20 protein-coding genes and 1 pseudogene are annotated in these 26284 nt (G+C 47.8%); 15 read left to right on the top strand and 6 right to left on the bottom strand.

What is annotated here, in order from left to right:
* Both ABY436_RS09715 and ABY436_RS09710 read left to right on the top strand, forming a co-directional pair.
* The coding region (locus ABY436_RS09715) for a Rid family hydrolase (protein ID WP_372738777.1) at positions 1-143 on the top strand (143 nt) is incomplete at its 5' end.
* 370 nt (positions 144-513) lie between these two features.
* Positions 514-2196 (top strand): BCCT family transporter, encoded by a 1683-nt coding sequence (locus ABY436_RS09710; RefSeq protein ID WP_372738776.1) that lies wholly within the window; start codon positions 514-516, stop codon positions 2194-2196.
* Positions 2197-2488: 292 nt separating this feature from the next.
* On the opposite strand, the gene ABY436_RS09705 is transcribed toward ABY436_RS09710, so the two are convergent.
* Positions 2489-3523, bottom strand: coding sequence for a LacI family DNA-binding transcriptional regulator (locus ABY436_RS09705; RefSeq protein WP_372738775.1), 1035 nt, complete (start codon positions 3521-3523; stop codon positions 2489-2491).
* A gap of 287 nt (positions 3524-3810) precedes the next feature.
* On the opposite strand from ABY436_RS09705, the gene ABY436_RS09700 reads away from it, so the two are divergent.
* The 9 genes from ABY436_RS09700 (at position 3811) to folD (ending at position 15655) form a co-directional block, all read left to right on the top strand.
* Positions 3811-6231 carry an FAD-dependent oxidoreductase gene (locus ABY436_RS09700; RefSeq protein WP_372738774.1) on the top strand — a complete coding sequence of 807 codons (2421 nt, stop codon included), beginning with the start codon at positions 3811-3813 and terminating at the stop codon, positions 6229-6231.
* Between the two features lie 48 nt (positions 6232-6279).
* Positions 6280-7233 carry a glycine betaine ABC transporter substrate-binding protein gene (locus tag ABY436_RS09695; protein ID WP_372738773.1) on the top strand — a complete coding sequence of 318 codons (954 nt, stop codon included), beginning with the start codon at positions 6280-6282 and terminating at the stop codon, positions 7231-7233.
* A 130-nt stretch (positions 7234-7363) separates the two neighbouring features.
* On the top strand, positions 7364-8410 hold the full coding sequence (locus tag ABY436_RS09690; protein ID WP_372738772.1) for a glycine betaine/L-proline ABC transporter ATP-binding protein: 1047 nt from the start codon (positions 7364-7366) through the stop codon (positions 8408-8410).
* Position 8411: 1 nt separating this feature from the next.
* Entirely contained in the window at positions 8412-9935 is a 1524-nt protein-coding gene (locus ABY436_RS09685; RefSeq protein ID WP_372738771.1) for an ABC transporter permease, read from the top strand.
* Between the two features lie 111 nt (positions 9936-10046).
* A complete protein-coding gene (locus ABY436_RS09680; RefSeq protein ID WP_372738770.1) occupies positions 10047-10796 on the top strand; it encodes an electron transfer flavoprotein subunit beta/FixA family protein in 750 nt (249 codons plus the stop codon).
* Positions 10797-11723, top strand: coding sequence for an electron transfer flavoprotein subunit alpha/FixB family protein (locus ABY436_RS09675; RefSeq protein WP_372738769.1), 927 nt, complete (start codon positions 10797-10799; stop codon positions 11721-11723).
* Between the two features lie 43 nt (positions 11724-11766).
* Positions 11767-13419 carry an electron transfer flavoprotein-ubiquinone oxidoreductase gene (locus tag ABY436_RS09670; RefSeq protein WP_372738768.1) on the top strand — a complete coding sequence of 551 codons (1653 nt, stop codon included), beginning with the start codon at positions 11767-11769 and terminating at the stop codon, positions 13417-13419.
* A gap of 490 nt (positions 13420-13909) precedes the next feature.
* Positions 13910-14782 (top strand): formyltetrahydrofolate deformylase, encoded by an 873-nt coding sequence (gene purU / locus ABY436_RS09665; protein WP_372738767.1) that lies wholly within the window; start codon positions 13910-13912, stop codon positions 14780-14782.
* A 9-nt stretch (positions 14783-14791) separates the two neighbouring features.
* Entirely contained in the window at positions 14792-15655 is an 864-nt protein-coding gene (gene folD / locus ABY436_RS09660) for a bifunctional methylenetetrahydrofolate dehydrogenase/methenyltetrahydrofolate cyclohydrolase FolD (protein WP_372738766.1), read from the top strand.
* A gap of 704 nt (positions 15656-16359) precedes the next feature.
* Here folD and ABY436_RS09655 read toward each other — a convergent pair.
* Together ABY436_RS09655 and ABY436_RS09650 are read right to left on the bottom strand one after the other, a co-directional pair.
* Entirely contained in the window at positions 16360-16725 is a 366-nt protein-coding gene (locus ABY436_RS09655) for a HipA domain-containing protein (RefSeq protein WP_372738765.1), read from the bottom strand.
* A 469-nt stretch (positions 16726-17194) separates the two neighbouring features.
* Positions 17195-18058, bottom strand: coding sequence for a LysR family transcriptional regulator (locus tag ABY436_RS09650; RefSeq protein WP_372738764.1), 864 nt, complete (start codon positions 18056-18058; stop codon positions 17195-17197).
* A gap of 114 nt (positions 18059-18172) precedes the next feature.
* Here ABY436_RS09650 and ABY436_RS09645 point away from each other — a divergent pair, with 114 nt between their 5' ends.
* The 3 genes and pseudogenes from ABY436_RS09645 to ABY436_RS09635 all read left to right on the top strand — a co-directional run.
* Entirely contained in the window at positions 18173-19402 is a 1230-nt protein-coding gene (locus tag ABY436_RS09645) for an SRPBCC family protein (protein WP_372738763.1), read from the top strand.
* A gap of 54 nt (positions 19403-19456) precedes the next feature.
* Positions 19457-20539: a 2Fe-2S iron-sulfur cluster-binding protein gene (locus tag ABY436_RS09640; protein ID WP_372738762.1), complete on the top strand. Its 1083-nt coding sequence runs from the start codon at positions 19457-19459 to the stop codon at positions 20537-20539.
* A 179-nt stretch (positions 20540-20718) separates the two neighbouring features.
* Positions 20719-20881 (top strand): annotated as a pseudogene (locus ABY436_RS09635) (IS5/IS1182 family transposase); the annotation flags it as partial.
* A gap of 442 nt (positions 20882-21323) precedes the next feature.
* Here the strand turns inward: ABY436_RS09635 and ABY436_RS09630 are convergent.
* Genes ABY436_RS09630 through ABY436_RS09620 form a run of 3 tightly spaced genes read right to left on the bottom strand, consistent with a single transcriptional unit; the run spans position 21324 to position 22626 of the window.
* The gene (locus ABY436_RS09630; RefSeq protein ID WP_372738761.1) at positions 21324-21518 is read right to left on the bottom strand and encodes a hypothetical protein; all 195 of its coding nucleotides are present in this window, start codon (positions 21516-21518) and stop codon (positions 21324-21326) included.
* Positions 21519-21530: 12 nt separating this feature from the next.
* Positions 21531-22310, bottom strand: a complete 780-nt coding sequence (locus ABY436_RS09625) for a type II toxin-antitoxin system HipA family toxin (protein ID WP_372738760.1) — start codon at positions 22308-22310, stop codon at positions 21531-21533.
* Positions 22288-22626, bottom strand: coding sequence for a helix-turn-helix transcriptional regulator (locus ABY436_RS09620; RefSeq protein ID WP_372738759.1), 339 nt, complete (start codon positions 22624-22626; stop codon positions 22288-22290). The genes ABY436_RS09625 and ABY436_RS09620 overlap by 23 nt, the downstream gene beginning before the upstream one ends.
* Before the next feature lie 656 nt (positions 22627-23282).
* Here ABY436_RS09620 and ABY436_RS09615 point away from each other — a divergent pair.
* The gene (locus tag ABY436_RS09615; protein ID WP_372738758.1) at positions 23283-26147 is read left to right on the top strand and encodes an aminotransferase class I/II-fold pyridoxal phosphate-dependent enzyme; all 2865 of its coding nucleotides are present in this window, start codon (positions 23283-23285) and stop codon (positions 26145-26147) included.
* Positions 26148-26284: the final 137 nt, after the last annotated feature.

Below are 26284 nucleotides of genomic sequence, written 5' to 3'. Positions count from 1 at the left end.
GTGATATGAAAGACTTTGCTGCGATGAACAAGGTGTGGGATGCCTGGATTGCTGATAAGCCAAAACCAGCCCGTGCTTGTGTTGAAGCGCATATGGCCAGGCCGAACATACTTGTGGAGTTGTGCGTAACTGCAGCACAGTAAACGGCAGGCACGGTCTCTGAAGGGAAGCGATTACCTCCTCAAGAGGATATGAGTCAGGTACATGCGGTGCTTGTAGACTGCAGTGTCGGTTTTTCTGTCGCATTGGTTCTTCAGACAAGTGTTTTTTCGGGCTGAGCTTGGTGAAAAAAAGCCTTGTATTGTCGCATATAGCGTTAATATATTGCTCTTTTTTGGTGTGATTTATAGATTCTTAAGAAAGTTTAATTTCTTTTAGAAAGCCTGTTGACATGAATCAATGTAGTAGAGTATTTTTTTTGGAAGCGCTTCCATTTATGTCTGTGAGTTAGCTGATTTGGCGCAATGGAACTATTCGCCGAACGCCATAATAAAAACTAGCAGAGAAGAAATTATGTCTTTAAAACCCCCTTTAATGGATTTGCCGATCCAGACATCCGTGGACGGATTCTATACTGGCTTTAACAAAAGTGTGGCCATCTATTCGAAAATTATCGTTTCGATCCTCGTGATCTGGGCTGTTGTATTCCCTGATCAGGCTAGCCGCATTCTGAATGTCATTAATAGCTTCATCCTTGCTAATACAGCATATTGGTATATCTATATCGTCGCATTGTTTCTTATCGTGTGCGCAGCCCTGGCGCTCATTCCCGCGTCGGGCCGCTTAAAGCTTGGAGTTGAAAGCGATGAACCTGAGTTTGGGGACTTTTCGTGGTTCGCAATGATGTTTGGAGCAGCTATCGGCGTTGGTATGCTGACCTGGGCTGTGGCTGAGCCTGTCTATCACTTTCAGAATAATCCCGATGTCATTGCCGGCTTGGCCGAAGGCGGGACGGCTGAAAACATCCGCAACGCCTACAAATGGTCAAATCTGCACTGGGGCTTCGGCGCTTGGGCGTGCTACGGTATTACCGGTATGGCGATGGCCTATTTCAGCTATCGGCGTGGATTGCCATTAACCGTACGATCATCGCTAACACCTATCTTCGGCAAGGCACTGTCTGGCACGCTTGGCAACGTTATCGATATTGTTGCCGTTGTGGCGACCATTCTAGGTGTCGCGCAGGCACTTGGCTTTGGTGTCGAGCAATTTGTAGCTGGGATGACTCGGATTGGTATCGACGGTCTTACCAGCGAGGAAGGCACCGCAAACACACTTGGCGTTTTGGTCGCGATTGTCATCATCATGACGGCCTCGACCATGTCGGCCTTGTCCGGTGTCGGTAAAGGGATCAAGATGCTGTCGAACATCAACATGTGCCTGTCTATCTTCCTGTTGGGCTTCTTCCTGATCTTTGGGTCCACTTTTTTTGGTTTGAATGCCTTGTTCTACGGCATCATCGACTATGTCATGTCGCTTCCGAAACTGATGTTTCAGGTCTTCCGCGCTGACGGTGTCGCAGACTCCATCGCTACAAAACAGGAAGGCTGGCAGGGAGCGTGGTCGGTATTTTACTGGGCGTGGTGGGTTGCGTTTGCACCCTTCGTGGGCATGTTTCTTGCGCGTATCTCAAAGGGTCGTACCATTCGAGAATTCGTTCTGGGTGCGATGGTCACCCCTGCGATCATGTGTTTTGTTTGGTTTAGCTTTGCGGGCGGAACAGCGATTGATCTCACGCTGAATGGTGACGCAGGGGATGCTATTTTTTCTAGCTCCGATGGCGATAAGATCTTCGCAATGGTCGTCCATATGTTGGGCGAGTACTGGGGGTGGGTAATGTCAGTTCTCATCGTAGTATTGTTACTCACTTATCTGGTGACGACAGCTGACTCTGCGGTTTTGATTGTCAACACCATTAACGCCGCCGGAGACGAAGGCCCTAAAGCGCGCCCGCACATCTACTTCTGGGGCATCGCCTTGGGTGCCGTTGTGGCCGGTCTATTGATTGCCGGGGGGCCAGGCGGAGGACTCAAAGCCATCCAGACGGCGATGGTCATCGGTGCTTTTCCATTCTCCATCGTCATGGTTCTGCAATGTGCTGCTTTGATCAAGGGTATCTGGCATGATACCCAACGAAGTGCCGCAGGAATCCAAAACTCGACCGATCTCGTTGAGGTTGCCATCCCCGTCGAGTGAGATTGACCGGGCGCCGTTCAAGGTGCCCGTTCATTGTGCTGCTCCGTGACTCAGAGTCGATAAGTGCTACAATCTTGTGCCGGTCACCTGTTGTAATATTATTTGCGATGCAGACTTTTTTTGCACAGTACAGCATCCGGCATAATGGTGCTAAACCAACCTCTGTTGCATTGATTTAGCTCGCCATAAACCCCAGCAACAGACGCTAGCTTTTTTACGGCGAATCATATGGCTGCTTTTCCGTTAGGCTGTTTTCACTTCTGGGATTTCACAGGCAGGACGGTCGCGGTATTTAAGAGGAGAGGGGGGGCGAGCAAGACTCCCGTACAATGAGTTCGGTCTCCAGGGGGCGGGGTACCGGCACGTCCTCACCCTTTAATTTGGAGAGTAGATATTTGGCTGCAAGCACGCCCATCTGTTGTTGAGGTGTTCTTACTGTCGTTAAGCGAGGACTTATGTTCGATGCTAGCCACATATCATCGAAACCAGTAATGGAGACCTGCCGGGGGATATCAATACCCAGATGTTTGCTTTCAAAAATAGCGCCGTAGGCAAAAGGTTCTGAGCCGCAGATCACAGCCGTAGGTGGTGCTGGCCGGGACATCAGTAGCCGGAACGCTTCTCGGCCCCGTTCAACGCCAAAAGGGCCTTCTATGAGATATTCACTCGGCAGGTGCAGTCCGCGTCGAGCCATGGCATCGCGAACACCCTGTAATCGGTCTCGTGCTCGGTCATTTTTTTTTACAAAACCAGAGATCATTGCGATTTTTTGATGCCCAAGATCTAATAAATATTCGGCAACACGGGCCGCGGCGATCTGGTTGTTAAACCCGATACAAGGGTGTTTCTGCTGGGGGTCTATCGTCCACGTCAATACATAAGGTATTTCTTTCGCTTCGAGTAACTGGTAAATAGCTTCATCACGAGAGTTTCCGATCAGAAACATGGCATCTACACCGTGAGACACCATCTGATTAATGTGTTCGCGCTCTTTTTCTGCATTGTAGTTATTCGAGGCCACTATCAAAGTGTAACCAGCCTTTGATATCTGATCCTGAAACACTTCGAGGGCAAGCCCAAAAAGGTTGTTGTCTAATGAGGGCACGATCGCGCCAATCAGGCGCGATCGTTTAGACGCAAGCGTTCGCGCTGCAGCATGTGGGACGTATTTCAGCAAACTGATCGCGTCAGATATCTTCTGTTTACTACGCTCGCTGACTAAATCTGGGTTGTTGAGGTAGCGTGATACCGTTACTGACGCTACGCCTGCAGTGCGCGCGACATCCTCCATGGTTGGACTACCCGCTTGAGTGTTGTGCGCTTTCATACTTATCTCAGTATTCCTTTAGTGCTTACAATTACTAAGCCGCAAGTTCCCATTGGAAGTAATATTTAATAAATAGAATCACCAATATAACATATTGGTGATGACTGAGAACTGAGGCAGTTGAAAATTAGTTGTAAAAAGGTATTGACTTGTTTCGCCTGTGAAAGTTAATCTGGATGAAATGGAAGCGCTTCCATTATTGATGGAAGTGCTTAATCAACATAATGATGCCGAGTGTGCCGCAAAGGCGATTAGCGCTAACGTTATCAGAATTAGGAGAGGTCGATATGAAATCCCATTACAGAGTCGTCGTGATCGGCGGAGGTATCGCAGGGTGCAGTACTCTATACCATCTAACCGAGGAGGGTTGGACTGACGTTGCGCTGATCGAACGTAATGAACTGACATCTGGTACTACCTGGCACTCAGCTGCGCAGGTGACAAATTTCGGTGCGTTGCAAACGATGGTCGGCCTGAAAAGCCACAGTATCAAGTTGTATAAAGAGTTAGCTGACGATCCTGATTACCCGATTAATTACCATCATGCCTCCGGGGGGATTCGTCTAGCATCTACTCAGGCGCACATGGATGGATACAAACACTTCATCTCCGTTGCAAAAGGCATGGGAGTCGATTTTGAACTGCTCGACGCCGCTGAATGTGCCAAACGCCATCCACTGATTGAAACTCATGAGCTGCTAGGAGGTCTCTGGGATCCTTTAGACGGTGATATCGATCCGGCTCAGCTTTGTCAAGCCTTGGCGCGACGTGCGCGTAAAGCGGGTGCTGAAATCTTTCGTAACAACCCGGTTGAAAATATTTATCAGAAGCCGAACGGCGAGTGGGTAGTTCAGACCAAAGATGGCGATGTTACTTGTGAGAAGATCGTTAACGCTGGCGGATATCGTGTTAACGAGATCGGTAAAATGATGGGTATCCAATACCCTGTTATCTCCATGGAACACATGTATTTCTTAACCGAATCGATACCTGAAATACAGGACTTTGGTAAGCGTGTTCCACTGCTGCGTGACCCTCTTGATGACTTCTATAGCCGCCAGGAGAAAGATGGTCTGCTGGTCGGAATCTACGAGCAACGCTGTAAAACCTGGGGTATGGATGGTATCGATCCTAACTTTGTCAATGCTCTGTGTCCGGATGACCTGGATCGCTGTCTAGATAATATGGAACGTGTATTTAAGCGGATGCCATGCCTTGAGAGAACAGGTATTCACAGCATCGTTAACGGCCCTATTACTTATACAATTGACGGTAATCCGCTGGTTGGTAAAACACCAGGGTTGGACAATGCTTACTCGATCATTGGTCTGCGGGCCGGTCTGGGTGAAGGTGGTGGGCACGGTAAAATTCTGGCTGAAATCATCGTTCATGGTGAGTCTGAGTGGGATACCTGGTGCCTTGATCCGGCGCGTTTCACCCGTCACGCGAATACAGAGCTTACTGCGCTAAAAGCGGTTGAGGACTATCAGAACGAATTCCGCTTCCATATGCCTCATGAATTCCGTCCAGCAGGCCGTTTGGCTAAAACAACACCGATCTATCCTGTGCTTAAAGCGCAGAATGCGGAGTTTGGTGTCGTTAATGGCTGGGAACGAACTATGTTCTTTAAACCAAGCGCTGATTTTGAATTCAAGCACAGCTTCAGCTTTACCGAGACTGACAAAATTGTTGCCGAAGAAGTTAAGGCCGTGCACGAGCGGGTTGGCCTGATGGAAGTGAGCGGATTTAACCGCTATGAAATTAAGGGACCTAAGGCAGCCGAATGGCTGGATAGCCTTATGTGCTCCAATGTGCCGAAAACAGTGGGTCGCGTAGGTCTGTGCTATTTCTTGACTGATAAAGGCAATGTTAAGGGTGAAGCAACACTGGCTAAACTGGCAAAAGATCGCTTCTGGTACGGTTCAGCTGCTGCGTCCGAATACCATGATATGGATTGGCTGCGCACTCATCTTCCGAAGGAAGGTGTTGAGATCGTCCCTATGACGAATTCCCACACTATTTTGGTGGTAGCGGGTCCTAAATCTCGTGACTTGCTGGCTAAGCTTTCTCCTCGTACCGATTGGTCAAAAGCAGCATTCCCTTGGCTAACGGCAAAGTCTGTCTTTATCGGTCATGCCGAAGCTCTGGCTATGCGTGTTAGTTTCAGTGGCGAATTGGGTTGGGAATTGCATGTGCCTAATGAGCAGCTCTTGCTGGTTCATACACTCCTCACTGAAGCTGGTACAGAGTTTGGCTTGGCACCTTTCGGTGGGATGGCCACAGAATCGATGCGTCTCGAGAAGAGTTACCGCCATTGGAAAGCTGACCTGATCACTGAATATGATCCCTTCGAGAGTTCACTAAATCGCTTTATCAAAATGGACAAGGAGAGCTTCCCAGGTAAAGACGCATTGCTGGCTAAGGCCGGACAGCCTGCTCGCAGACAGTTTGTAACTATGACGGTTGATTGTGAAACGGCTGCCGCTCATCCAGGTGATTCTATCTGCGTCGACGGTAAGGTCATCGGTACGGTGACTTCTGCTGGCTATGGTTACCGGGTTAATAAGAACATTGTGATGGGCTTTATTGATCCTGCTCATTCCCATGAAGGGGCTGAATGTGACGTCGAAATCATAGGGCAGGCTTATCCTGCGCGAGTGGTTGCTGAGTCTCTGTTCGATCCAGAAAATCTGTGTGTTAGGTCGTAAGCATAGGCTGCATTATTGACACAGTAATACTTGTAGAAGGTAAATGTTATGAAGAAAGTAAAGACCTTGAGCGCCGCTGTTGTATTGAGTTTAATCGGTGGTTTGACCCAGGCTGCTGATGTGGTTGTAGGCGTTCCTGCTTGGCCTTCGGCCGCTGCTACAGCATATATTCTGAAAGTGGTGATGGAGGATAATCTGGGGTTGGATGTTGCTATGCAAAGTGGATCCAACGCCGTTATTTTCGAAGCGATGGACCGGGGTTCTATAAACGTTCATCCAGAAGTGTGGTTGCCTAACCAGCAAAACTTGCATGATAAATATGTTAAACAGAATGGAACCGTCGTTCAGAACCCGAACGGTGTAGAAGCAGCGCAGGGAATCTGCGTCACTAAGGCGACATCTGAGAAGTACAATATCACGTCAATTTTTGATCTGTCAGACCCGGATAAGTCAGTACTTTTCGACACCGATGGAGATGGCATGGGTGAGATGTGGGTCGGCCAACCAGGCGCAGCATCGACTACGGTCGAGATCATTAAAGCCAAAAGCTATGGTTATGCTGAAACCATGAATTTGGTTGAGCTGGATACTCCGCTCAATTGGGCGGCACTGGATGCCGCAGTTAAGGCGGATAAGCCTTATGCTTTCTTCTGCTATACCCCGCATCACGTGTTTGCGACGCACGAGCTCGTTTTCTTGAAAGAACCGGCCCATAACGCAGAAACCTGGAAGGTGCTGCAACCAACCGATGATGCTGATTGGCTGGCTAAATCCAATGCTGATAGTGCATGGGCCAGTGCGAATCTCTATGTTCACTTCTCAAAATCTTTGGAAAAGGATCAGCCAGAAGCCGCGATCCTACTTAAAAACTTCAAGCTTAATTCTGACATAGTGGGTCAACTAAGTTATGGAATGGTGGTGGGTAAGAAGGATCCTGAGACGCTTGCAAAAGAGTGGGTTATTGAGCATAGCGACCTGGTCGAATCTTGGTTGGGTCAATAGTCAGGCCCGCCATCATTGAGTATTGATGTTGAGTGGATGATGGCCCCAGAGGTAGGTTCTGGGGCCATTTATAGAGTCACACAGCGATTATATTCCTGCAAAAACACTAAACAGCAGTGGAGAACCCAATATGGATACCGATGTTATTCAGTTAGAAGGGGTTTGGAAGATTTTTGGAAAAAAATCTGATCAGGCGATGCAGGCGGTAAATGAAGAGGGGCTGGACAAAGCCGCAGTACTGGAACGTTTTGGTTGTGTGGTGGGGATTGCTGATGTCTCCTTTACAGTGCCTCGAGGTGAGATTTTTTGCATCATGGGGCTTTCCGGAAGCGGTAAGTCGACACTGATTCGTCACTTGAATCGCCTGATTGAGCCCACTGCCGGTAACATAAAAGTACTTGGTCGGGATGTGTCTGCTCTGTCCCATAACGAGTTACGGGATATGCGTGCCAAACATATCGGCATGGTGTTCCAGCATATGGCGCTACTGCCACACCGGACAGTGTTGGATAATGTTGCCTTTCCGCTAGAGGTGCAGGGCGTTCCCAAATTCAAGCGGTGGGAAATCTCCCAACATGCACTGTCGTTGGTGAACCTCGATGGTTTTGAGGATCGTCTACCTAGTGAACTTTCTGGAGGCATGCAGCAGCGCGTCGGCTTGGCCAGGGCGTTGGCTAGTGATCCCGAAGTGTTGTTAATGGACGAACCTTTCAGCGCACTCGATCCGCTGATCCGTCGCGAGTTGCAAAATCAGTTCGTGACTCTGACCAAGACGCTGCAGAAAACCACCGTCTTTATTACACATGATCTTGATGAAGCGATCCGTATTGGCGACCGCATTGCGATCATGAAGGATGGCCTTTTGATTCAGGTCGGCACCCCGGAGCAAATCGTGATGAACCCGACTGATGATTATGTGGCTGATTTCGTCAAAGATATCTCCAATCTTAAATTGGTCTGCGCGCACTCGATCATGAAGGACATCAATGCTGATACGCTGAGTGCCGATATCAATCTGGCTGATGCCCCGCGCGCCGATGAGAACACCAATCTCGATAGCCTGATCGATATCGCCGTTACTTCGGAGTTACCGGTAATCATCACCAATTCGGCTGGGGAGGATATTGGTATTGTCAGTAAAGATATCCTACTGCAGGGAATTAAGGGGGAGGAGTAGCATGAACGATATGACTGAAACCACGGCGCAGAGTGAGCAGACGAAGTCGGTTCATCGTTTTGCAGAACGTCAGGGGCATTATTACAGCAAACAGTTCGAGAAGATTCAGTCCAGTAATAACCTCACTCTCACCTTTAATCTTAGTGCAGCACTATTTGGGCCACTCTGGGCCTCTGCACGTAACGTCTGGGGTTTCTTCTGGGCGAGCACTATCGCTACCTTGGTTGCACTGGTTCAGCTGGGTCGAGGGTTATGGGGTGAATTGGGCGCAGACGAGTTGGCACGGGCGGAACGCCTGGGCAATAAATCCCAGGAGATGGCGGCCAAGGCTCAGGCTGCCCTGGAAGCTGGCATCTCCAATGCCGAGGTCCTGCAGCGCAACGCTGATAACCTACAGCGAGCCGCAGATAAATTTCTTGCAGCCGCAGATACGGCTGCAGCGGGGGCTAATCAGTTGATGCTTTGGGGAGTGCTGTCGCTGATAGCTATTACGCTGATCCAGGGTTTTTTGGCCAATATATTTTATGAACAGAAGTATTGCCGTTGGCGCGCGGGTAGCACTGATACAAGTGGTTTTAGTCAGCAGAACCTGCTGGTGGGTGCGGTAATGTTAGCAGTGATGTTTCCGCTGACGCTATATCGCTTTACGGTTGCCAAGCCGGTTGAATGGTTGACTCAGTTTCCCGCTGATAAAGCAGTTTTCTCTGGAGCGGCTAGCTGGCTAGATGAAGGCTTTGACAATGTGGCCCTGAAGGGAGCTGGTTTTTTTGACGGCATCACTAGCACTATCCGCGTACTGCTGGATGGTCTGGAGGTGGTGCTGGTCGAGACACCTTGGCCGGTGATTGCGATGGTAATACTGGTGATAGCTTGGCGTATGGCAGGCCCGAGGGTGGCGATCTTTACCCTAGCCGCGTTGGCCTATCTGGCATTCTTGGGGTATTGGGAAAAGAGTATGGCCACGGTTGCGCTGCTGGGGGCTGCGGCCACTCTGTGTGTGTTGCTCGGCGTGCCGTTCGGGATCTTGTGCGCGAAGAGTCGCACCATCGATACCGCCGTCCGACCGGTATTGGATTTTATGCAGACCATGCCTGCATTCGTTTACCTGATACCGATTATTGCGTTTTTTGGTACAGGTAAGCCACCGGGTATTCTTGCTACGCTTATTTTTGGAATGCCGCCAGTGGTACGTTTGACGGCTCTGGGTATCAAGCAAGTTCCTGAGTCTATTGTAGAGGGTGCGCTAGCCTTTGGTTGTACACGCCGCAAACTGCTACTGGATGTGGAAATCCCCTTAGCCATGCCTAACATTATGGCTGGCGTCAACCAGACGATCTTGATGTGCCTCTCGATGGTGGTTATTGCTTCGTTGATTGGTGCTGAAGGTCTAGGTACAGATGTACTTCAGGCCTTGCAGTTCGCAGCTAAAGGGCAGGGTCTACTGGCCGGTTTAGCCATTCTGTTCTGTGCCATGATCATCGACCGGATAGTCCAGGGATGCTTTAAATCTTCTAATAGAGAATAGCGCGTGAGAGCTTTGGTCGGGGGGATTCACTGGCCAAAGCTTGAGATATATATATTTAGGTGAAGGTATCTTGACCGTTAATTTAGGCAACAACAAAGCAGAGAATACGAAATGAAGATATTAGTGATGGTAAAGCGGGTTTCGGATCCGAACGTATTAATTCGAGTTAATGCGGACAATAGTGATGTAGATCTGAACAATGTAAAAATGGCGATTAACCCATTTTGCGAGATTGCCATTGAAGAAGCCGTTCGTCTAAAAGAGGCTGGTGTCGCTACAGAGATTGTAGCGCTTGCTATCGGAGCATCTCAGTCACAAGAGCAGCTACGTACAGCTCTGGCGATAGGAGCCGACCGAGCACTGCTCATCGAGTCAGACACAGCGCTGGAGCCTTTAATAGTGTCAAAGTTGGCGGCAAAGGTGATTGAAGAAGAGCAGCCTGGATTGGTGCTTTTAGGAAAGCAGTCTATCGATACTGATAATGGTCAAACGGGACAGATGCTGGCATCAATTACCGGTTGGTCTCAGGGCACGTTCGTTTCTAAGTTGGAGGTTTGTGGCGACAAGATTAACCTTACTCGTGAAGTAGACAGTGGCTTGCAGTCAATAAGCCTGAATTTGCCATCGGTTATTACCTGTGATTTACGCCTTAACGAGCCTCGTTATGCTTCATTACCGAATATCATGAAGGCCAAACGTAAACCTTTAGTGACTAAAGCTGCAGAGGAGTATGGGCTAGACCTGACTCCACGGATAAAAACCCTCATGGTAGAAACGCCAGACGTACGCCAAGGCGGTGAAATTCTGAGCTCGGTTGAAGAGCTGGTAGAAAAACTGAAAACTGAAAAGGGGGTGATCTAAATGAGCATCTTGATAATTGCGGAGCATGACAACAGCAGTTTAAAGGAGATCACGCTGACCACGGTAACTGCCGCTGGTTTGATCGGTGGTGATATTGACATTTTGGTAGTGGGTGAGAATTGTGCAGGGGCCGCAGAATCGGCCGCAATGATCAGCGGTATTAACCGAGTAAGAGTTGCAGATAATGCGTGCTACAACGGTCAATTAGCGGAGAATGCAGCGGCTTTAATTCAGTCTCTAGCGAATGATTATAGCCATATAATGGCACCTTCTACGGCTAATGGTAAGAATGTTTTACCTCGGGTGGCTGCTGCCCTGGATGTGTCTCCTTTGTCAGATATTATCAGTGTCGAGAGTGCTGATACTTTTAAACGCGCCCTCTATGCTGGTAATGCGATAGCGACAGTGCAGTCGAGCGATAGTATTAAAGTTATGACCGTACGCGGGACCGCTTTTGGGCTTGCGGAGCAGAAGGGCAATGCGCCTGTAGAAGCTTTGACACAGGCAAATGATCTGGGACTCTCTGCTTTTGTCAGTGAAGATTTAGCAGTCTCTGAGAGACCAGAACTTACTTCCGCCAGCATCGTGATTTCTGGTGGCCGTGGCATGCAAAATGGCGAGAACTTTTCGATGTTGGAAAAGGTTGCAGATAAGTTAGGAGCGGCCGTTGGTGCTTCCCGAGCGGCAGTAGACGCTGGCTTCGTACCTAATGATATGCAGGTAGGACAGACAGGGAAAGTCGTTGCACCGGAGCTTTATATTGCGGTGGGTATATCTGGTGCGATTCAGCACTTAGCAGGCATGAAAGATTCGAAAGTAATTGTAGCGATCAATAAGGACCCAGATGCTCCTATTTTCCAAGTAGCTGATTATGGTTTGGTTGCTGATCTGTTTGATGCAGTTCCTGAATTAGAACAAGCACTGTAAACGATAAGGGTAACTAGTTTTCGATTGGGAGAGGAGATAAGTAATGCGGGAGTCGATGGAATTTGATGTCGTTATCGTTGGTGCAGGTCCTGCTGGTTTGTCCACGGCCTGCCGGCTTATGCAGCAGGCACAAAAAGCTGAACGGGAAATTACCATCTGCGTTGTGGAAAAAGGCTCCGAGGTAGGTGCTCATATTTTTTCCGGCGCCGTATTAGAGCCGCGTGCCCTAATTGAATTGTTTCCCGACTGGCAAGAGCGCGGGGCTCCGCTGAATACGCCAGTCACTAGTGACGAAATATACTTATTCCAGGATGCAGAACGGGCGAAGAAAATACCTAATAGCCTAGTGCCGAAGAGTATGCATAACGAGGGTAACTATGTTATCAGTCTCGGTAATTTATGTCGCTGGTTGGGTGAACAAGCTGAGGCCATGGGGATCGAGATTTTCCCAGGCTTTGCTGCCGCCGAGATCCTCTATAACGAGGACGGATCCGTGAAGGGAATAGCCACAGGTGATATGGGCATCGGCGTCGATGGGCAACCTAAGAGCGGCTATATGCTGGGCATGGAGCTGCACGCTAAGTACACGGTGTTTTCCGAGGGCTGTCGAGGCCATTTGGGTAAACAGTTGATCGATAAGTTCAATCTGGACGTTGATGCCGACGTCCAGCATTACGGTCTTGGAATCAAGGAAATCTGGGATATCGACCCTGATAAACATAAGCCTGGGTTAGTGGTTCATGGCGCTGGTTGGCCTTTGGAGAAGGGCACCAATGGTGGATCTTTCCTTTATCATGGAGAGAACAACCAAGTGGTGGTGGGGTTGGTTGTCGACCTGAGTTATTCCAATCCCTATACCAGCCCGTTCGATGAATTTCAGCGCATGAAGCATCATCCGGTGTTCAAACAGACGCTAGAGGGTGGTAAGCGTGTTGCTTATGGCGCAAGAGCCATCACTAAAGGGGGGCTGAATGCCTTACCGAAGATGTGCTTTCCTGGTGGTTTGTTGGTTGGCTGTGACGCCGGCACCCTCAATTTCGCTAAAATTAAGGGCACCCATACCGCTATGAAAAGTGGCATGCTGGCGGCAGAGGCGATTTTTGATGCGTTGTCAGCCGACAATCAGGGCGGCCAAGAGCTTAATTCATTCACTGAGGCGTTACAGCGCTCTTGGGTTTATGAAGAGCTACATCGTACCCGCAACTTTGGTCCGGCTATGCATAAGTTCGGTACCTTTTGGGGTGGTGCTTTCAACTACCTCGATCAGAACTGGTTTAAGGGTAAATTACCCTTCACCCTGCGGGACGATAAACCAGACTATGCTCAGTTAAAAGAAGCGTCACAGAGCAGGCCGATTGATTACCCTAAACCGGATGGAGTGATCAGTTTCGATAAACTCTCCTCGGTGTTTCTTTCAAGCACCAATCATGAAGAGGATCAGCCTTGCCACTTAACGTTGAAGGATGAAGGGGTTCCGGTTGAGATTAACTGGAAAGTCTACGGGGGGCCTGAAGCTCGTTTCTGCCCTGCGGGTGTCTACGAGTTTGTGGAGGATGCTGCACAGGCACAGCCACGATTACAGATAAACGCTCAGAATTGCCTGCACTGTAAAACCTGCGATATCAAAGATCCAACCCAGAACATCACTTGGGTGGTGCCTGAGGGAACCGGTGGGCCAAACTATCCGAATATGTGACGTGAATTGATATGAGTAGAAGATAGGTGATGGTATGAGATTAATAAGTTTCGCTGTCGATGAAACATTCTTTCTTGCAGATAGCATCCTCTATTTTTCTGCTTTATAGCGTTTTATCGGATTTGATTCCGCAGTAGTAGAAAACATTGGAGTCAGACATTTTGATGAGCTGCTGGATCAAATCATAGATAGTTATATTCAGTCTAGATTACCTCTGCTGCTATGGGCGACTCTGTTTGTTCGTCGTGGTGGAGATTTGGCTAGGTGTAATCAGTCCCGGCGCATCCGTCACGGCAAAAACCTGATAAACAGAAAAGTTATTTGTTTTGATCAGTACGGTTATAAAAATGAAAAATCGATAGACGGTGATTTTACCATTCAGCTTGGATTTTTTAAATGAGTCTATATGACTTGTCTAATATAAAAATAAGTTAAGTCCGCCTTGAGCCGGCCTTACTCAGTCACACAGTAAACTAAAAGGGTTGTTATCATGACAATAGAAAACTCAAAACCACATCAGTTTGTTTTTAAAACGACTTGCAAAGCTAGTAGCGGTATTGTCGCTGCAGTGACCTCTTTTCTTTCAGAACGAGGTTGTTATCTCAGTGAACTTTCGCAATTTGATGATCAGGATACCGACCGTTTCTTTATGCGTGCAGTCGGCTATATCGAATCAGGTGATAGTACACTGGCAGATCTCAAAGAAGAGTTTCCCGTTGTCGCTGAACGATTTGATATGGAGTGGAGTCTGGAACCGGCGTCCCGTCCTTGCAAAGTACTGATCATGGTCAGCAAGTTTGACCACTGCCTTGATGATCTTCTCTATCGCCTGCGTAAAGGTGAATTGAACATGGAGATCACCGCGATAGTGTCTAACCACAAAGATCTGAGACCGATGGCAGAGCGTGAAGGTATCCGCTTTGTCCATCTGCCGGTGACCAAAGAGAACAAATTAGCTCAGGAAGATGCTTTGATGGATATTGTTGAGGAAACCGGTTCCGAGCTGGTGGTGCTCGCCCGTTATATGCAGATCCTGAGCGATGGTCTGTGTAAGAAGCTCAGTGGTCGCGCGATTAATATCCATCACTCATTTCTTCCTGGTTTCAAGGGTGCAAAACCCTATCATCAGGCCCATACACGTGGTGTGAAACTGATCGGTGCCACGGCACATTACGTGACCTCTGATCTGGACGAAGGGCCGATTATTGAGCAGTCAGTCCAACCAGTAGATCATTCCTACAGTTCTGAAGCGCTGGTTGCTGTAGGCCGGGATACTGAAACGGTTGCCTTAGCCAGAGCAGTTAAGCTGCATTGCCAGCAACGGGTATTTATGGATGGCAATAAAACTGTGATTTTTAAGTAGGTATCCGCAATGACTAAGATAATTGATGGTAAAAAGCTGTCTGCTGCAGTGGTGGAATCGCTCGCAGAAGAGACCCGGGATTTTGCAGCAGAATTTGATCTGGTGCCGGGTTTAGCTGTTGTCCTGGTGGGTGAAGATCCAGCCAGTCAGGTATATGTGAGAAATAAGGTGCGACAGGCTACTGCCGCAGGAATGCGCTCAATTGAGCATCGCCTGCCCGCGGATGCCGCTCAGGAGCAGCTCAACAGCCTTATCGAAACACTAAATCAGGATCCGGAGATTCATGGGATTCTCGTGCAGTTGCCGCTACCTGCTCATTTAAGTGAACCGGAAATCATTCAGTTGATCGCTGCTGAGAAAGATGTCGATGGTTTCCATCCTCTGAATGTAGGAGCCCTTGCATCTGGCACTGGTGAATTGATTCCGTGCACCCCTTTGGGTTGCATGCTTATGCTGCAACAGGTTCATGGCGATCTGAGTGGTCTGCATGCTGTGGTTATCGGCCGTTCAAATATTGTCGGTAAACCGATGGCCCAACTATTGCTTCAGGCAAATTGCACAATAACAGTTGTGCATTCCCGAACCCGGGATATTGAAGCTGTATGTCGTGAAGCGGATATCGTGATTGCTGCAGTTGGACGGCCAGAAATGGTGAAGTCCTCTTGGATCAAGCCTGGCGCTACTGTCATTGATGTCGGCATTAACGCAGTGGAGAGGGAGGGTAAGCGAAAGTTGGTAGGTGATGTTGATTTTCAGTCAGTGTCGTCAGTGGCGGGCAGTATCTCGCCGGTTCCTGGTGGCGTTGGGCCAATGACCATTGCTTGCCTGTTGAAAAACACCCTGAAAGCGGCTCGTTTGCAACAGCCTCATTGAGCCTGAATCTCCGGTATCAACGGCAGAATGAAAGAGCCAGATGGATTTGATAAAAATGGAAGCGCTTTCATCTGGCGTTCTTGCAGCACGTCTTCTGCCTGCTGCTAATATATCGGCCTAAGACGGCGGAAGGTATCTTTCGAGTTGAAGTGCCTACTCATAATTTCAACTCTGCCGGCTTGAATGAGAAAGAGTGTGTGAGGAACGGTAAGACTCTATGTGGTACCGAAATGCTGTAATGGGCCGATATGGTTTATGTGTTTGAGCCCAAGCACGCCGACCGTATTAGAGAGTATGCAGGCGATGAATTTGAGTACAAGATTCAATGTCTTCATATCGAAGACATATACCAGTTTATGCAGCCTGAATTACTCAATGAGCTAGAACAGATACTTTAAGTAATCCGTAATTGCCATTGATTACACGGTTTAGTGTAGTCATCTTATTTTGTGTAACACATGTGTTATGCCTGCTGATGCCAGTAGGAATCTAAGGAGTTAAAGGTTTAACAATCGCCATTTATTTATTAATACCTTTAGTAAAATCATACTTGCTTTTTTTTCATGCCTTTACCCTATGGGGTTATATGCAACACCTCTAATTGATGAAACGTTCTTTTCGACAGAGGCCCTTAAACTAGTAAAAGCTTCTATTTCAGCTGAATCATTAATACTCATCCATGATGCCATCAGCTAAGTCATTTATCATTGCTCTGGTTGGTAAATTTCACAAGCCTGTACAGCTGATGCGAGCTTTATCAGAACATTCCTATCAGGAAACGTTTTTGACTTACCCACTTTTAACGCCAGATTCTTATCTACGGTGTCATATATAAGTGTATGGGTAATATCGGAAGGCGGCGTTAACCTAACATCACTTAGGTCCGCATTGTATTGCAGCGCAAAGTTTTTAAGATGGGCATCACCGTTTCCGGTCAGACAATTAAAAACGATGTATTTGTAAGCCAATTCAACTTGAGCCTTATCTTTTAGTGTATAGCGAGAGACTGCATCCATTAATGCCTCATATGAGCCACTGTATTTAGTATCAAAAGAGTCTCCTTTGAGCATAAGGGTCGTAAAATCTTAAAAGCCTATTTTTTTCACCCGCATCACTATTGGGGGAATAAGCAAATCAAGGGGAGGCTGCTGAGTGGCGAGGGCTTGATCACAGACACTGTGGCCTGCTGGACTTTCCATTGTTGCGGCTGAGGTTATTAATATCGGATCACTCAAGTATCTATACCTCTAAGCGTATTAAAGGAAGCGGCTTTTTAAGCCGCGCCCTTACATGTCGATGTCTGTTTCAAGCCTCAAGTTCTACTTAAGTTTACTGCGTAAATTTTGCGTTCCAGCTTGACCCTTTCCACAGCCATCTCCATTCAGGGCGAGCGATCTCACTGCTCTCCGCAACAAGTTGCTGCGTGGGATTCCGTCGTCGTTACCCTCCTAACGCACCCATACTTGCAATCGCAAGTATGGGTAAAGGTTTTGAGTGCAAGTATGTCTACAAAATACTGGTCGATTCATTTGTAGGCGATTAGCGAGAGGCGGCAAGCGTCTCTTGCAAAATAGCCAGAGCTTTGATTACCCCCGCGTGATGCTGTCGACGAGAGTGTACAGCTGTAAAGATTGGGTTAGATATGTTTGGAGCATCCTCGACAATTTTCAAGTTTTCCATGGTAACTTGTAGATCGTCGACTATGCGCATGGGGACATATGCGCTTCCACCTAGTCTGCGCAGAAAATCAACAGCGAGTCCTTCAAAACTTACGGTTAGAGGAGAACTGGAAAAAGTTGGTAAAAGTGCTTGGTGTCGTTGGCTAAAGTGCGAAGTGTAGTTCGTATTTATGTAGGTTTCCTTCGCAATTTGACTCAATGTGGAACTTTCAGTCGAAACCATGACAAAGTGCTCTTCATCGACCTGTTTAATGTCGAGGTCGGGTAAGTATTGCGGTGAATACAGCACTCCGATATCGATCGCTCCAAGCGATAGATCCTTAATAATCTGCATAGAATAGTCCGCATGTAGGTCTACGGCTGTACGACGATCCTGAGATCGGATCTTTGTCGCCCAGTCTACTAAGACGGGTCGCATTAAACTAAATTGTCCAGCCAAACGGAGCAGCTGATCTCGATTTCGATCTCTACTACCGCCAGTATCACGACGTGCCTGATCCCAGGTGGAGAGGAGAAGTCGGGCATGCGGTTCAAAACGAATACCTGCTGGTGTTGGCGTCGCGCCTGCGCGCCCCCTTTCAAACAATTGGGTGCCTACATCTGCCTCTAATGCCCGGATACGGCCGCTAATACTTGACTGGGATATATTCAAACGGTCGGCTGAGCGATTGAAGTTCCGGCTCTCGAAAATATCTAAAAATGTTGCGACGAGTTTAATATTCATTAATTGCGATTCCCTATCAATCATTAATTCCGATTAATAACCTATATACGATCGATTGTATTAACTGATTAGGTTAAATACAATTTATTTAAATTGATTTCAGAGGAACCGTAGATGCCATCCTTAATTAACCACCTTTTGTCCCACCGCAAGTCGGGCTTTGCATTGGATCGGGCGTTCTATACCGATCCCGAAATATACGCCCAGGATCTGGAGCATGTTTTCTATAAGGAATGGCTGTTTGTTGTTCCTGTATGTGAATTGTCAGACACTGGAAGCTACCGGACCTACAAAATAGGTGACTATCAGATTGTTGTTGTACGCGGTGCAGATAATGAAATTCGAGCTTTCCACAACACTTGTCGTCACCGGGGATCTATTATTTGCAAAGCTGAAAAAGGAAATGCACCAAAACTCGTTTGCCCTTATCACCAATGGACCTACGACCTCGATGGGTCTTTGCTATGGGCACGTGATATGGAGCCTGATTTTGTTCCACAGGATCACGGATTAAAATCTGTACATTGTCGCCAGCTATCAGGCCTGATTTATATTTGTTTGGCCGACGAAGCGCCTGATTTTGAAACTTTCAGTGAGATAGCGGCCCCCTATCTGGCCCCTCATGATCTAAGTAATGCTAAGGTCGCTTATGAATCGCGGATAGTTGAGCAGGGTAATTGGAAACTAGTTTGGGAAAATAACCGTGAATGTTATCACTGTAGCGCAAACCACCCCAGCCTGATTCGCACCTTCCCTGAAGACCCGAGAGTTTCTTTTATTGGTGAAAACTCAGTTCCTGGTTTTATTGCAGAACATTTCGCATCTTGTGAAGCCGCGGGGCTTCCGTCGAGCTATGTTGTGCCAGCAAATGGACAATTCCGGTTATCACGGATGCCTTTAGTGGAAGGCGCAAAGAGCTTTACTATGGATGGCAGTTTTGGGGTTCACGGCAAGCGTTTAGGAAACATTCAAAAAGAGGATGCTGGCGTTCTCAACAAGTTCCACTACCCCAGCAATTGGGCTTACTTTTTACCCGACCATTGCATGACGTTCCGAGTGACTCCTATCAGCCCAACCGAAACGGAGTTGGTAACTTGTTGGTTGGTAGACAAGGATGCCGTTGAGGGGGACGATTACGATATTGAACATTTGACCGAAGTTTGGCTCGCTACAAATAGCGAAGACCGCCGTGTCGTGGAAGATAACCAGTTGGGTGTAAATTCACTTGCATACACTCCGGGACCCTATTCGTCAATTCACGAAGCTAGCGTGAGAGGATTTGTTGATTGGTATTGCGAAACGATTAGTCCACGCCTGAGCAGCTCTAAAACTCAAGCTGAGTAAAACCAGTTTCTCATCCACTACAACTGAGCGTCGTATCTAGGAGAATTGTACCAAATGACTGAGTCCACGCATAATACGCCGTTTACACGACCAGTATGGTCGGATAAAGAATTGCTGGAATGTGTTTCTGTCTATCCGGAGGGCCCAAACACCTGTAGTTTCACATTCCGGGCTACATCAGGTGCCTTGTTCGACTTCGATCCGGGTCAGTTCCTAACACTTGAGATTCCCACGGGCAGCGGAACGGTCCACCGTACTTACACAATATCATCGTCACCGTCGCGCCCAAGAACAATCACAATCACTGCCAAAGCGCAAAACGACAGCATCGGCACTCGCTGGATGCTAGATAATCTAAAAAACGGCATGCGCCTGAAGGCCATTGGCCCCAGCGGCTCATTCTCTAATACCCGCAGCAAGAGTAAAAAGTTTTTGTTCATTTCTGCGGGCTCTGGGATAACCCCAATGATGTCGATGACAACTTGCCTTTGGGATGAGGGCCAGGCTCTGGATATCGTTTTTATCAGCTGCGCACGCGTTCCGTCTGAGTTGTTGTTCCGTCAGTCATTAGAATACATGGCAAACCGTACAACAGGCCTGAATCTCAGGTTCGTAGTTGAAAAGGCTGAACTATATCAGCCATGGACCGGATATCAAGGTCGGCTAGATCAAGAAATGTTGCGCCAGATGACTCCTGATTATCTTGACCGGGAAGTCTATTGCTGTGGCCCTGAGCAATTTATGCAGTCCGTCAGTAAGGCGCTTTCCGATACCGCTTATGATATGGACAGGTATCATCAGGAAAGTTTTGGTGCAGCTGCGCCGCCTTCAAAGCAACAAGCAAAGTTAGCAGATAAGAGTCTGACCTGTGATGGCTGTGCAGAGGTCCATTTTGAAAAATCTGATGTCCTCCATAAATGCGCTGAATCCGATACAATTCTTACTGCGGCTAAATTGGCTGGGGTGAGCATACCGGCGGGATGTACGTTCGGTTTATGCGGCACCTGCAAAATTAAAAAGGTCTCAGGTGAAGTTCATATGGCTCACAGTGGAGGTATATCCGAGCCTGACATACAGGCGGGCTATATTCTTGCATGTTGCTCAACCCCGATCGGGAAGGTGTCGGTTGAAATATAATCATGAATTTTATGGCTGGTTGATGCTGTTTTCTCTTACATTTCTATCCGGGAAAATGATCTCCAGTAATGATGTCTCATATATAAATACCAGGGTATCGTTAGTATGGGAGCGGCCGCTGCCGATTAGTTACATTACTTGAGACAATCTGTCTTTGTAATTATTCTCAGAAATAAGTCATAGATCATCAACTGACTTTTGCCGACAGTGAATTCAGTCTGAAACGCAGAAAAACCTGTAAAGAGATCTTTCTCGCACGTATGGATAATTTCATCTCGCTGGAATCGTAAGGAAGAGATCATTCAACCGTATTACCCTAAGGCAGGGAATGGTTGCTGTTCATAAGCTCTCACTACTATGCTGCGTATTCACTGCATGCAGAATTGGTACAGGGTAGGTACTGACAAGTTAACGAGCAATGGGTAACCATCCTCTTATGAATAAACTAGCTTGCCAATACAAACTTAGGTGGCTACTGCAAAGTCATATAACAAAGCAGAGTTGTCTCATCAGCAGACATGGGTGAGAGAGCGGGGAATGCGGCGGTTCAAGTCACCCCGGCAGGCTCAGCATTTTGTCAGTGTTCACGCTGCCGTCTACAACTTGTTCAATCTCGGGTGGCATTTTGTTGGGGCTAAGCACTTCCGAAACCGTAGGGTAAGTGCGTTTGCATGTTGGAAAGAAGCAGTGGCCTAACAGCAGAGCACGGAATTTGGCTTTCGTTGTGACGATAATTTGTCAGTACCCTGACAAGTGTCTAAAGAACTAGTGGAGATCAGAAATATTATTTGATCTGAAATTCTTCCTGAAGCCTTTGCCAGTGTTTCTTTAGCTGCGTTTTGTGGCTGTCATCCATCGGCAATGCATCTAACGCTTGTGGCCACAATAAGCGTGCTTTTTCTAGGGTGTCGTTCAAGTGAGGCTGTATTGCCCTCCAGGGTATATCCGACTTTTCAGCCCATACCTGAAAGTGAGCCATGCTCACATCGAATCATTTTTTGGTTTTTCCTAGGATTAGAGCGAACTCCGTTTCATTATTTATATACACACTGGTAGTGACGATATCGTAAGCCGGTGAGAGTGACGCAGAAAACATATCTGCATAAAGAAGACTCCTGTTTTTTAAATGCGCGTCACCGTTCGCCAATAGTATATTGACCAATAATCTTCGCGCGAATTGCTGAGCATCAGCCAGCCCATTGGCAGAGTACTGGTAAAGTACTTTGCCTATTTGTTGATAATTGGCAGAGTTATATTTTTCATGGGGGTATTTCACCAGAACTTGGGCAAGGTCCTCCATATGAATGTGCGTATGTTGATCGCGATCGAATCGTTTGATTGCGAAAGCATATTGTTCATCAGGCAGATTTATTTGTGGAAGGCTATCGATCTTGTTGAGTTCAACAAGTTTTATGTCGGGTATGTTGACGCCCGCCAAGGAGGCTAATGTCATCGCCGTATATTCATTTAACGGAACAAATTTATGCTTTGTTGAGGGTGTCTTGATAATCCAGTCTCCCAGCTCGCTTCCCTTGGCGAGATTATAGCGTCCGTCTCTTTCCTTCATCGAAAACTTCATTTGCACACCGGCGAGTGAGAACTGATTGTCTTGCGCGCTAATTGAAAATTTTACCACCTTGGTTTTGTTATGCGTGTTAATAATACGTTCAGGTACGTCATCTGGTTCCAATGGAGTGGCGATCAAAGCACCGGGGAGATCATGACCAAGATAAGAAAGAATTTGAAATTCATTCTCGATATGACTCGTCACCTAAAAGGTCTTTCCAGGGATCATTGGCGAGCGTGTTTTTTTCAAGCGGTTGGTGAGTCTCGTTTGCTCCCGAGGCGCGAGCAGAGGAGTCGTTTTCAAGTAGTGCTTTTACTGCTAAAAGCTTTTCCTGAGGGATCAGCATAAGCTCGCTTTTGAGGCCTTTGGCTATAAGCTCTAGTGTATCCAGACGGGGGTTACCTTTGGATTCTAAACGCTGATATTGCTGACGAGATATCCCTACACGAAGCAGCATATCGTTTTGCTTTAACCCTAAGGCTATTCTGCGTTTTTTTAATGTTTTAAGGAATTCGCTCATACTAGAAACTCATATATTGCTTTTATACTAAAAGAATCATATTAGTTTCTTTTTCGATATTAGGCAATCTATGTGTTTCTTTTCGCAGGTGAGTAATACACGTTGTAGTAGAAATTTCTCATCAAATTTGATGCCTGGTTTATTTATTTTGACGGTATAAAAATCAATAATTTAGGCCGCATATATTGACATGCTAGAGGTCGATCGCACTCCTGATCTATCCATATACGCCTATCATCTGCTGCAGATGTCAGCACATGTGTATTACTTGAAAGCAACGTATCAATCTCGGATCCTTGGGCGAGAAACCAAAGAGTATCATGCTGGCTTTTTTGGCCAGTTCGCACTGTGATATGCCGCTCAATTGGCGCAGAGATTTAAGTCGCGCTGCAGCCATCATTGGGAATGCTCATTATTTTTTGTTTGATATTCCAATCATAATTATTTTATTCATAAATATCATGTAATTATAAAAAATGACGCGCTGCGGGGTGTTTAGTTTTTTGGGTCGTGGTATGTTTTTACAATATCCACTAAAGTAAATGACGGATTGGTTGCTGTTATTTACAAGGCCTAATCAGGCTCAAGTAACCCTGTTGGCCTCTAGATAATAACAAATATAATAATGTATTCGGTGTGATCAGGAGCGGAACTTTATGTCCGAGAAAGCTATTGTTCTTTCAACCACGGCGCGCAAGCAATTGCGACACTACCACAGCGCGACTCAGTTGCGTGCAGATACCTGGCACCGGCTGGAGCAATATACCAGCAAGCTAGCTGACCGCCATGCGCGCAAGGCGGATATCGCCAAATTCTCCAAGGCGGTCGAAGATGCGTTTTCCATCCTCGAACCTATGGAAACCTACACCGCTTTCCCTTCTTTGTCCGACTTTGAGCTGTTGTGGAAACTCTATCATCGCGAAGACTATCCGGCCCTTGCCCGCGTGGTGGCGCGCATAGTACGGGCGCTGTCGAGTCACACCTACCGTCGTTATCATATTGATCTGAACGCCGAGATGAGTCAGGAGGAAGATGACAATCAGCTGTCGGACCCTACTGGATCTCAGGTTAATGTACGTCCCTATTTTGAGCTGCTGGTGGTCGATGATATCAATCGTGCCGAGATTGCCAGGCTGCGCCAGGGGTTGCGTGATATGCGCAGGCCCGAGGATAAGTTCATCTATGATCTGGTGGTGGTACCCAGCTTCGAAGACGCACTCATCGCGACGCTGTTCAATCATAATATTCAGGCCTGTGTGATTCGTTACGGATTTCCGTTCCGCTCCGTACATCAGTTGGATATTTTGCAACGACTGTTGTCTCAGTTTGATGATCATGAGGCGGAGGAACAGCCTGACTCTGATCGCGGTCCTCTGTTGGGACGGATGATCGCCGATCTGCGTCCAGAGCTTGATTTGTACTTGGTAACCGATGTGGCCGTTGAAGAGATTGCCGGTGACGTGACTCAGTTTTTCCGCCGTATATTCTATCGTCAGGAGGATTATCTCGAACTGCATCTGAGCATTCTTCGCGGTGTCGCCTTGCGCTATGAGACTCCTTTTTTCAGTGCCCTGCGTAAATATAGTCGTCAGCCGACAGGCGTGTTTCATGCTTTGCCTATCTCCAGAGGCAAGTCGGTGACCAAGTCGCACTGGATTCGCGACATGGTCGACTTTTATGGCATAAGTATCTTTCTGGCAGAGACCTCGGCAACCTCCGGTGGTCTGGATTCGTTGTTACAACCGCACGGCCCGATCAAAAAAGCGCAACAATTGGCCGCACGTGCGTTTGGTGCCAAGCAAACATTCTTCTCGACCAATGGTACCTCGACCTCAAACAAGATTGTGGTGCAGGCGTTGGTGCGTCCCAGGGATATCGTGCTGGTGGATCGGGATTGTCATAAGTCGCATCACTACGGGATGATGTTGAGTGGCGCGCATGTCAGCTATCTGGACTCCTATCCGCTGGACGAGTACTCCATGTACGGCGCAGTGCCGCTGGAGGAGATTAAGAAGCGGCTGTTGCATTTTCGCAGTATCGGTGAATTGCACCGGGTGAAGATGCTGTTGTTGACCAACTGCACCTTTGACGGCGTAGTTTATAACGTCGAACGGGTGATGGAGGAGTGTCTGGCGATCAAGCCAGACCTGATCTTCCTCTGGGATGAAGCCTGGTTTGCCTTTGCCTGCTGTACTCCAACCTATCGTATGCGCACTGCGATGGGGGCCTCCAAGCGGCTGCAGAATCGTTATCGCACTGATGAATATCGCAAAAAGTACAAGGCTTACAGTAATAAAATAGCCAGGCTTGATCCCAAGGATACCGAGGCGCTGCTCAATCTGGAGCTGATGCCTGATCCGGATCTGGTGCGTATCCGTGCCTATGCGACTCACTCTACCCATAAAACCCTGACCTCGCTGCGTCAGGGTTCGATGATGCATGTTTACGATCAGGATTTTCATAAGGTCGAGGCGGCCTTCCATGAGGCCTTCATGACACATACGTCCACGTCGCCAAACTACCAGATATTGGCGTCCCTGGATGTGGGCCGTCGCCAGGTTGAGCTGGAAGGTTATGAGTTGGTGCAGAAGCAGTTAGAGCTGGCGATGGCGTTACGCGAGCGGGTGGCAAAAAATCCGCTACTGAGTAAGTATTTCACGATTTTGCTCGCTAAGGATATGGTGCCAGCTCAGTACCGCAAGTCCGGTATCGATGCCTACTATGATCCGGACACGGGTTGGAGAAACACTAATATGGAAGAGGCTTGGTCACAGGATGACTTTGTGGTCGATCCCAGCAGGTTGACCCTGTATGTCGGTAAGACCGGTATTGATGGCGATACTTTCAAAAATGAATACCTGATGGATAAATACGGTATTCAGATCAACAAGACCTCAAGAAATACCGTGCTGTTCATGACCAATATCGGCACCACACGCAGCTCGGTGGCGTATCTGATTGGCGTGCTGGTGAAGATCGCGGCTGAGATCGAAGAGAACATGGAGACGATGAGCAGCGCAGAGCGCAAGATCCATGATAAAAAAGTTCAGGGTCTCACGCATGACTTACCACCGTTACCCGATTTTAGCCATTTCCATCCGGCATTCTGCCCTGATGGTAAGCCGGAATCGCTGAATGGTGATATTCGTAAGGCCTACTTCCTGGCCTACGATGAGGAGCAGTATGAATATCTGCGCATTGATGACGGCAGTATCGAAGCTGAGCAGGCGCGGGGTAGGGAGGTGGTTTCATCGAGCTTTGTCATCCCTTATCCACCAGGCTTTCCGATTCTGGTGCCGGGGCAGGTGATTAGCGCCGATATTCTCGAGTTTATGCGGGCGCTCGATGTTAAGGAGATCCACGGTTACCGCGAGGAACTGGGTCTGAGTGTCTTCACTGAAGAGGCGATGGCGCAACTGGTCGCCAAGCCCGGGGTTGCCAGTCTGGAAGAGGAAATTGCCAAGCTGGAGGCCAAGGTGGCCACGCTTACAGAACCTGAAGTTGTCGCGAAAGCTAAATGAACAGGAAAGGTTAATAGCGCAAAATAAATGTACTGCCCCTGGCCGGGTTTTAGGTCTGTTCAAAGCCCGGCCGCACAAATGGATTCCAAAGGGATCAATACCCTATGGCTTGATCCTTCACAGAAATTTTCATTCAG

It is taken from the genome of Neptunomonas sp. (assembly GCF_041601355.1).
Lineage (GTDB): Bacteria > Pseudomonadota > Gammaproteobacteria > Pseudomonadales > Balneatricaceae > Neptunomonas.
This window is presented reverse-complemented; position numbering and strand designations above follow the sequence as displayed.

Coding starts and splice junctions, on each gene's coding strand:
- ABY436_RS09710 (WP_372738776.1), top strand. CDS start 514: ATGTCTTTAAAACCCCCTTTAATGGATTTGCCGATCCAGACATCCGTG.
- ABY436_RS09615 (WP_372738758.1), top strand. CDS start 23,283: ATGTCCGAGAAAGCTATTGTTCTTTCAACCACGGCGCGCAAGCAATTG.
- ABY436_RS09700 (WP_372738774.1), top strand. CDS start 3,811: ATGAAATCCCATTACAGAGTCGTCGTGATCGGCGGAGGTATCGCAGGG.
- ABY436_RS09640 (WP_372738762.1), top strand. CDS start 19,457: ATGACTGAGTCCACGCATAATACGCCGTTTACACGACCAGTATGGTCG.
- ABY436_RS09685 (WP_372738771.1), top strand. CDS start 8,412: ATGAACGATATGACTGAAACCACGGCGCAGAGTGAGCAGACGAAGTCG.
- ABY436_RS09690 (WP_372738772.1), top strand. CDS start 7,364: ATGGATACCGATGTTATTCAGTTAGAAGGGGTTTGGAAGATTTTTGGA.
- ABY436_RS09670 (WP_372738768.1), top strand. CDS start 11,767: ATGCGGGAGTCGATGGAATTTGATGTCGTTATCGTTGGTGCAGGTCCT.
- ABY436_RS09680 (WP_372738770.1), top strand. CDS start 10,047: ATGAAGATATTAGTGATGGTAAAGCGGGTTTCGGATCCGAACGTATTA.
- ABY436_RS09620 (WP_372738759.1), bottom strand. CDS start 22,626: ATGAGCGAATTCCTTAAAACATTAAAAAAACGCAGAATAGCCTTAGGG.
- ABY436_RS09705 (WP_372738775.1), bottom strand. CDS start 3,523: ATGAAAGCGCACAACACTCAAGCGGGTAGTCCAACCATGGAGGATGTC.
- ABY436_RS09650 (WP_372738764.1), bottom strand. CDS start 18,058: ATGAATATTAAACTCGTCGCAACATTTTTAGATATTTTCGAGAGCCGG.
- folD (WP_372738766.1), top strand. CDS start 14,792: ATGACTAAGATAATTGATGGTAAAAAGCTGTCTGCTGCAGTGGTGGAA.
- ABY436_RS09630 (WP_372738761.1), bottom strand. CDS start 21,518: ATGGCTCACTTTCAGGTATGGGCTGAAAAGTCGGATATACCCTGGAGG.
- ABY436_RS09655 (WP_372738765.1), bottom strand. CDS start 16,725: ATGCTCAAAGGAGACTCTTTTGATACTAAATACAGTGGCTCATATGAG.
- ABY436_RS09695 (WP_372738773.1), top strand. CDS start 6,280: ATGAAGAAAGTAAAGACCTTGAGCGCCGCTGTTGTATTGAGTTTAATC.
- ABY436_RS09645 (WP_372738763.1), top strand. CDS start 18,173: ATGCCATCCTTAATTAACCACCTTTTGTCCCACCGCAAGTCGGGCTTT.
- purU (WP_372738767.1), top strand. CDS start 13,910: ATGACAATAGAAAACTCAAAACCACATCAGTTTGTTTTTAAAACGACT.
- ABY436_RS09675 (WP_372738769.1), top strand. CDS start 10,797: ATGAGCATCTTGATAATTGCGGAGCATGACAACAGCAGTTTAAAGGAG.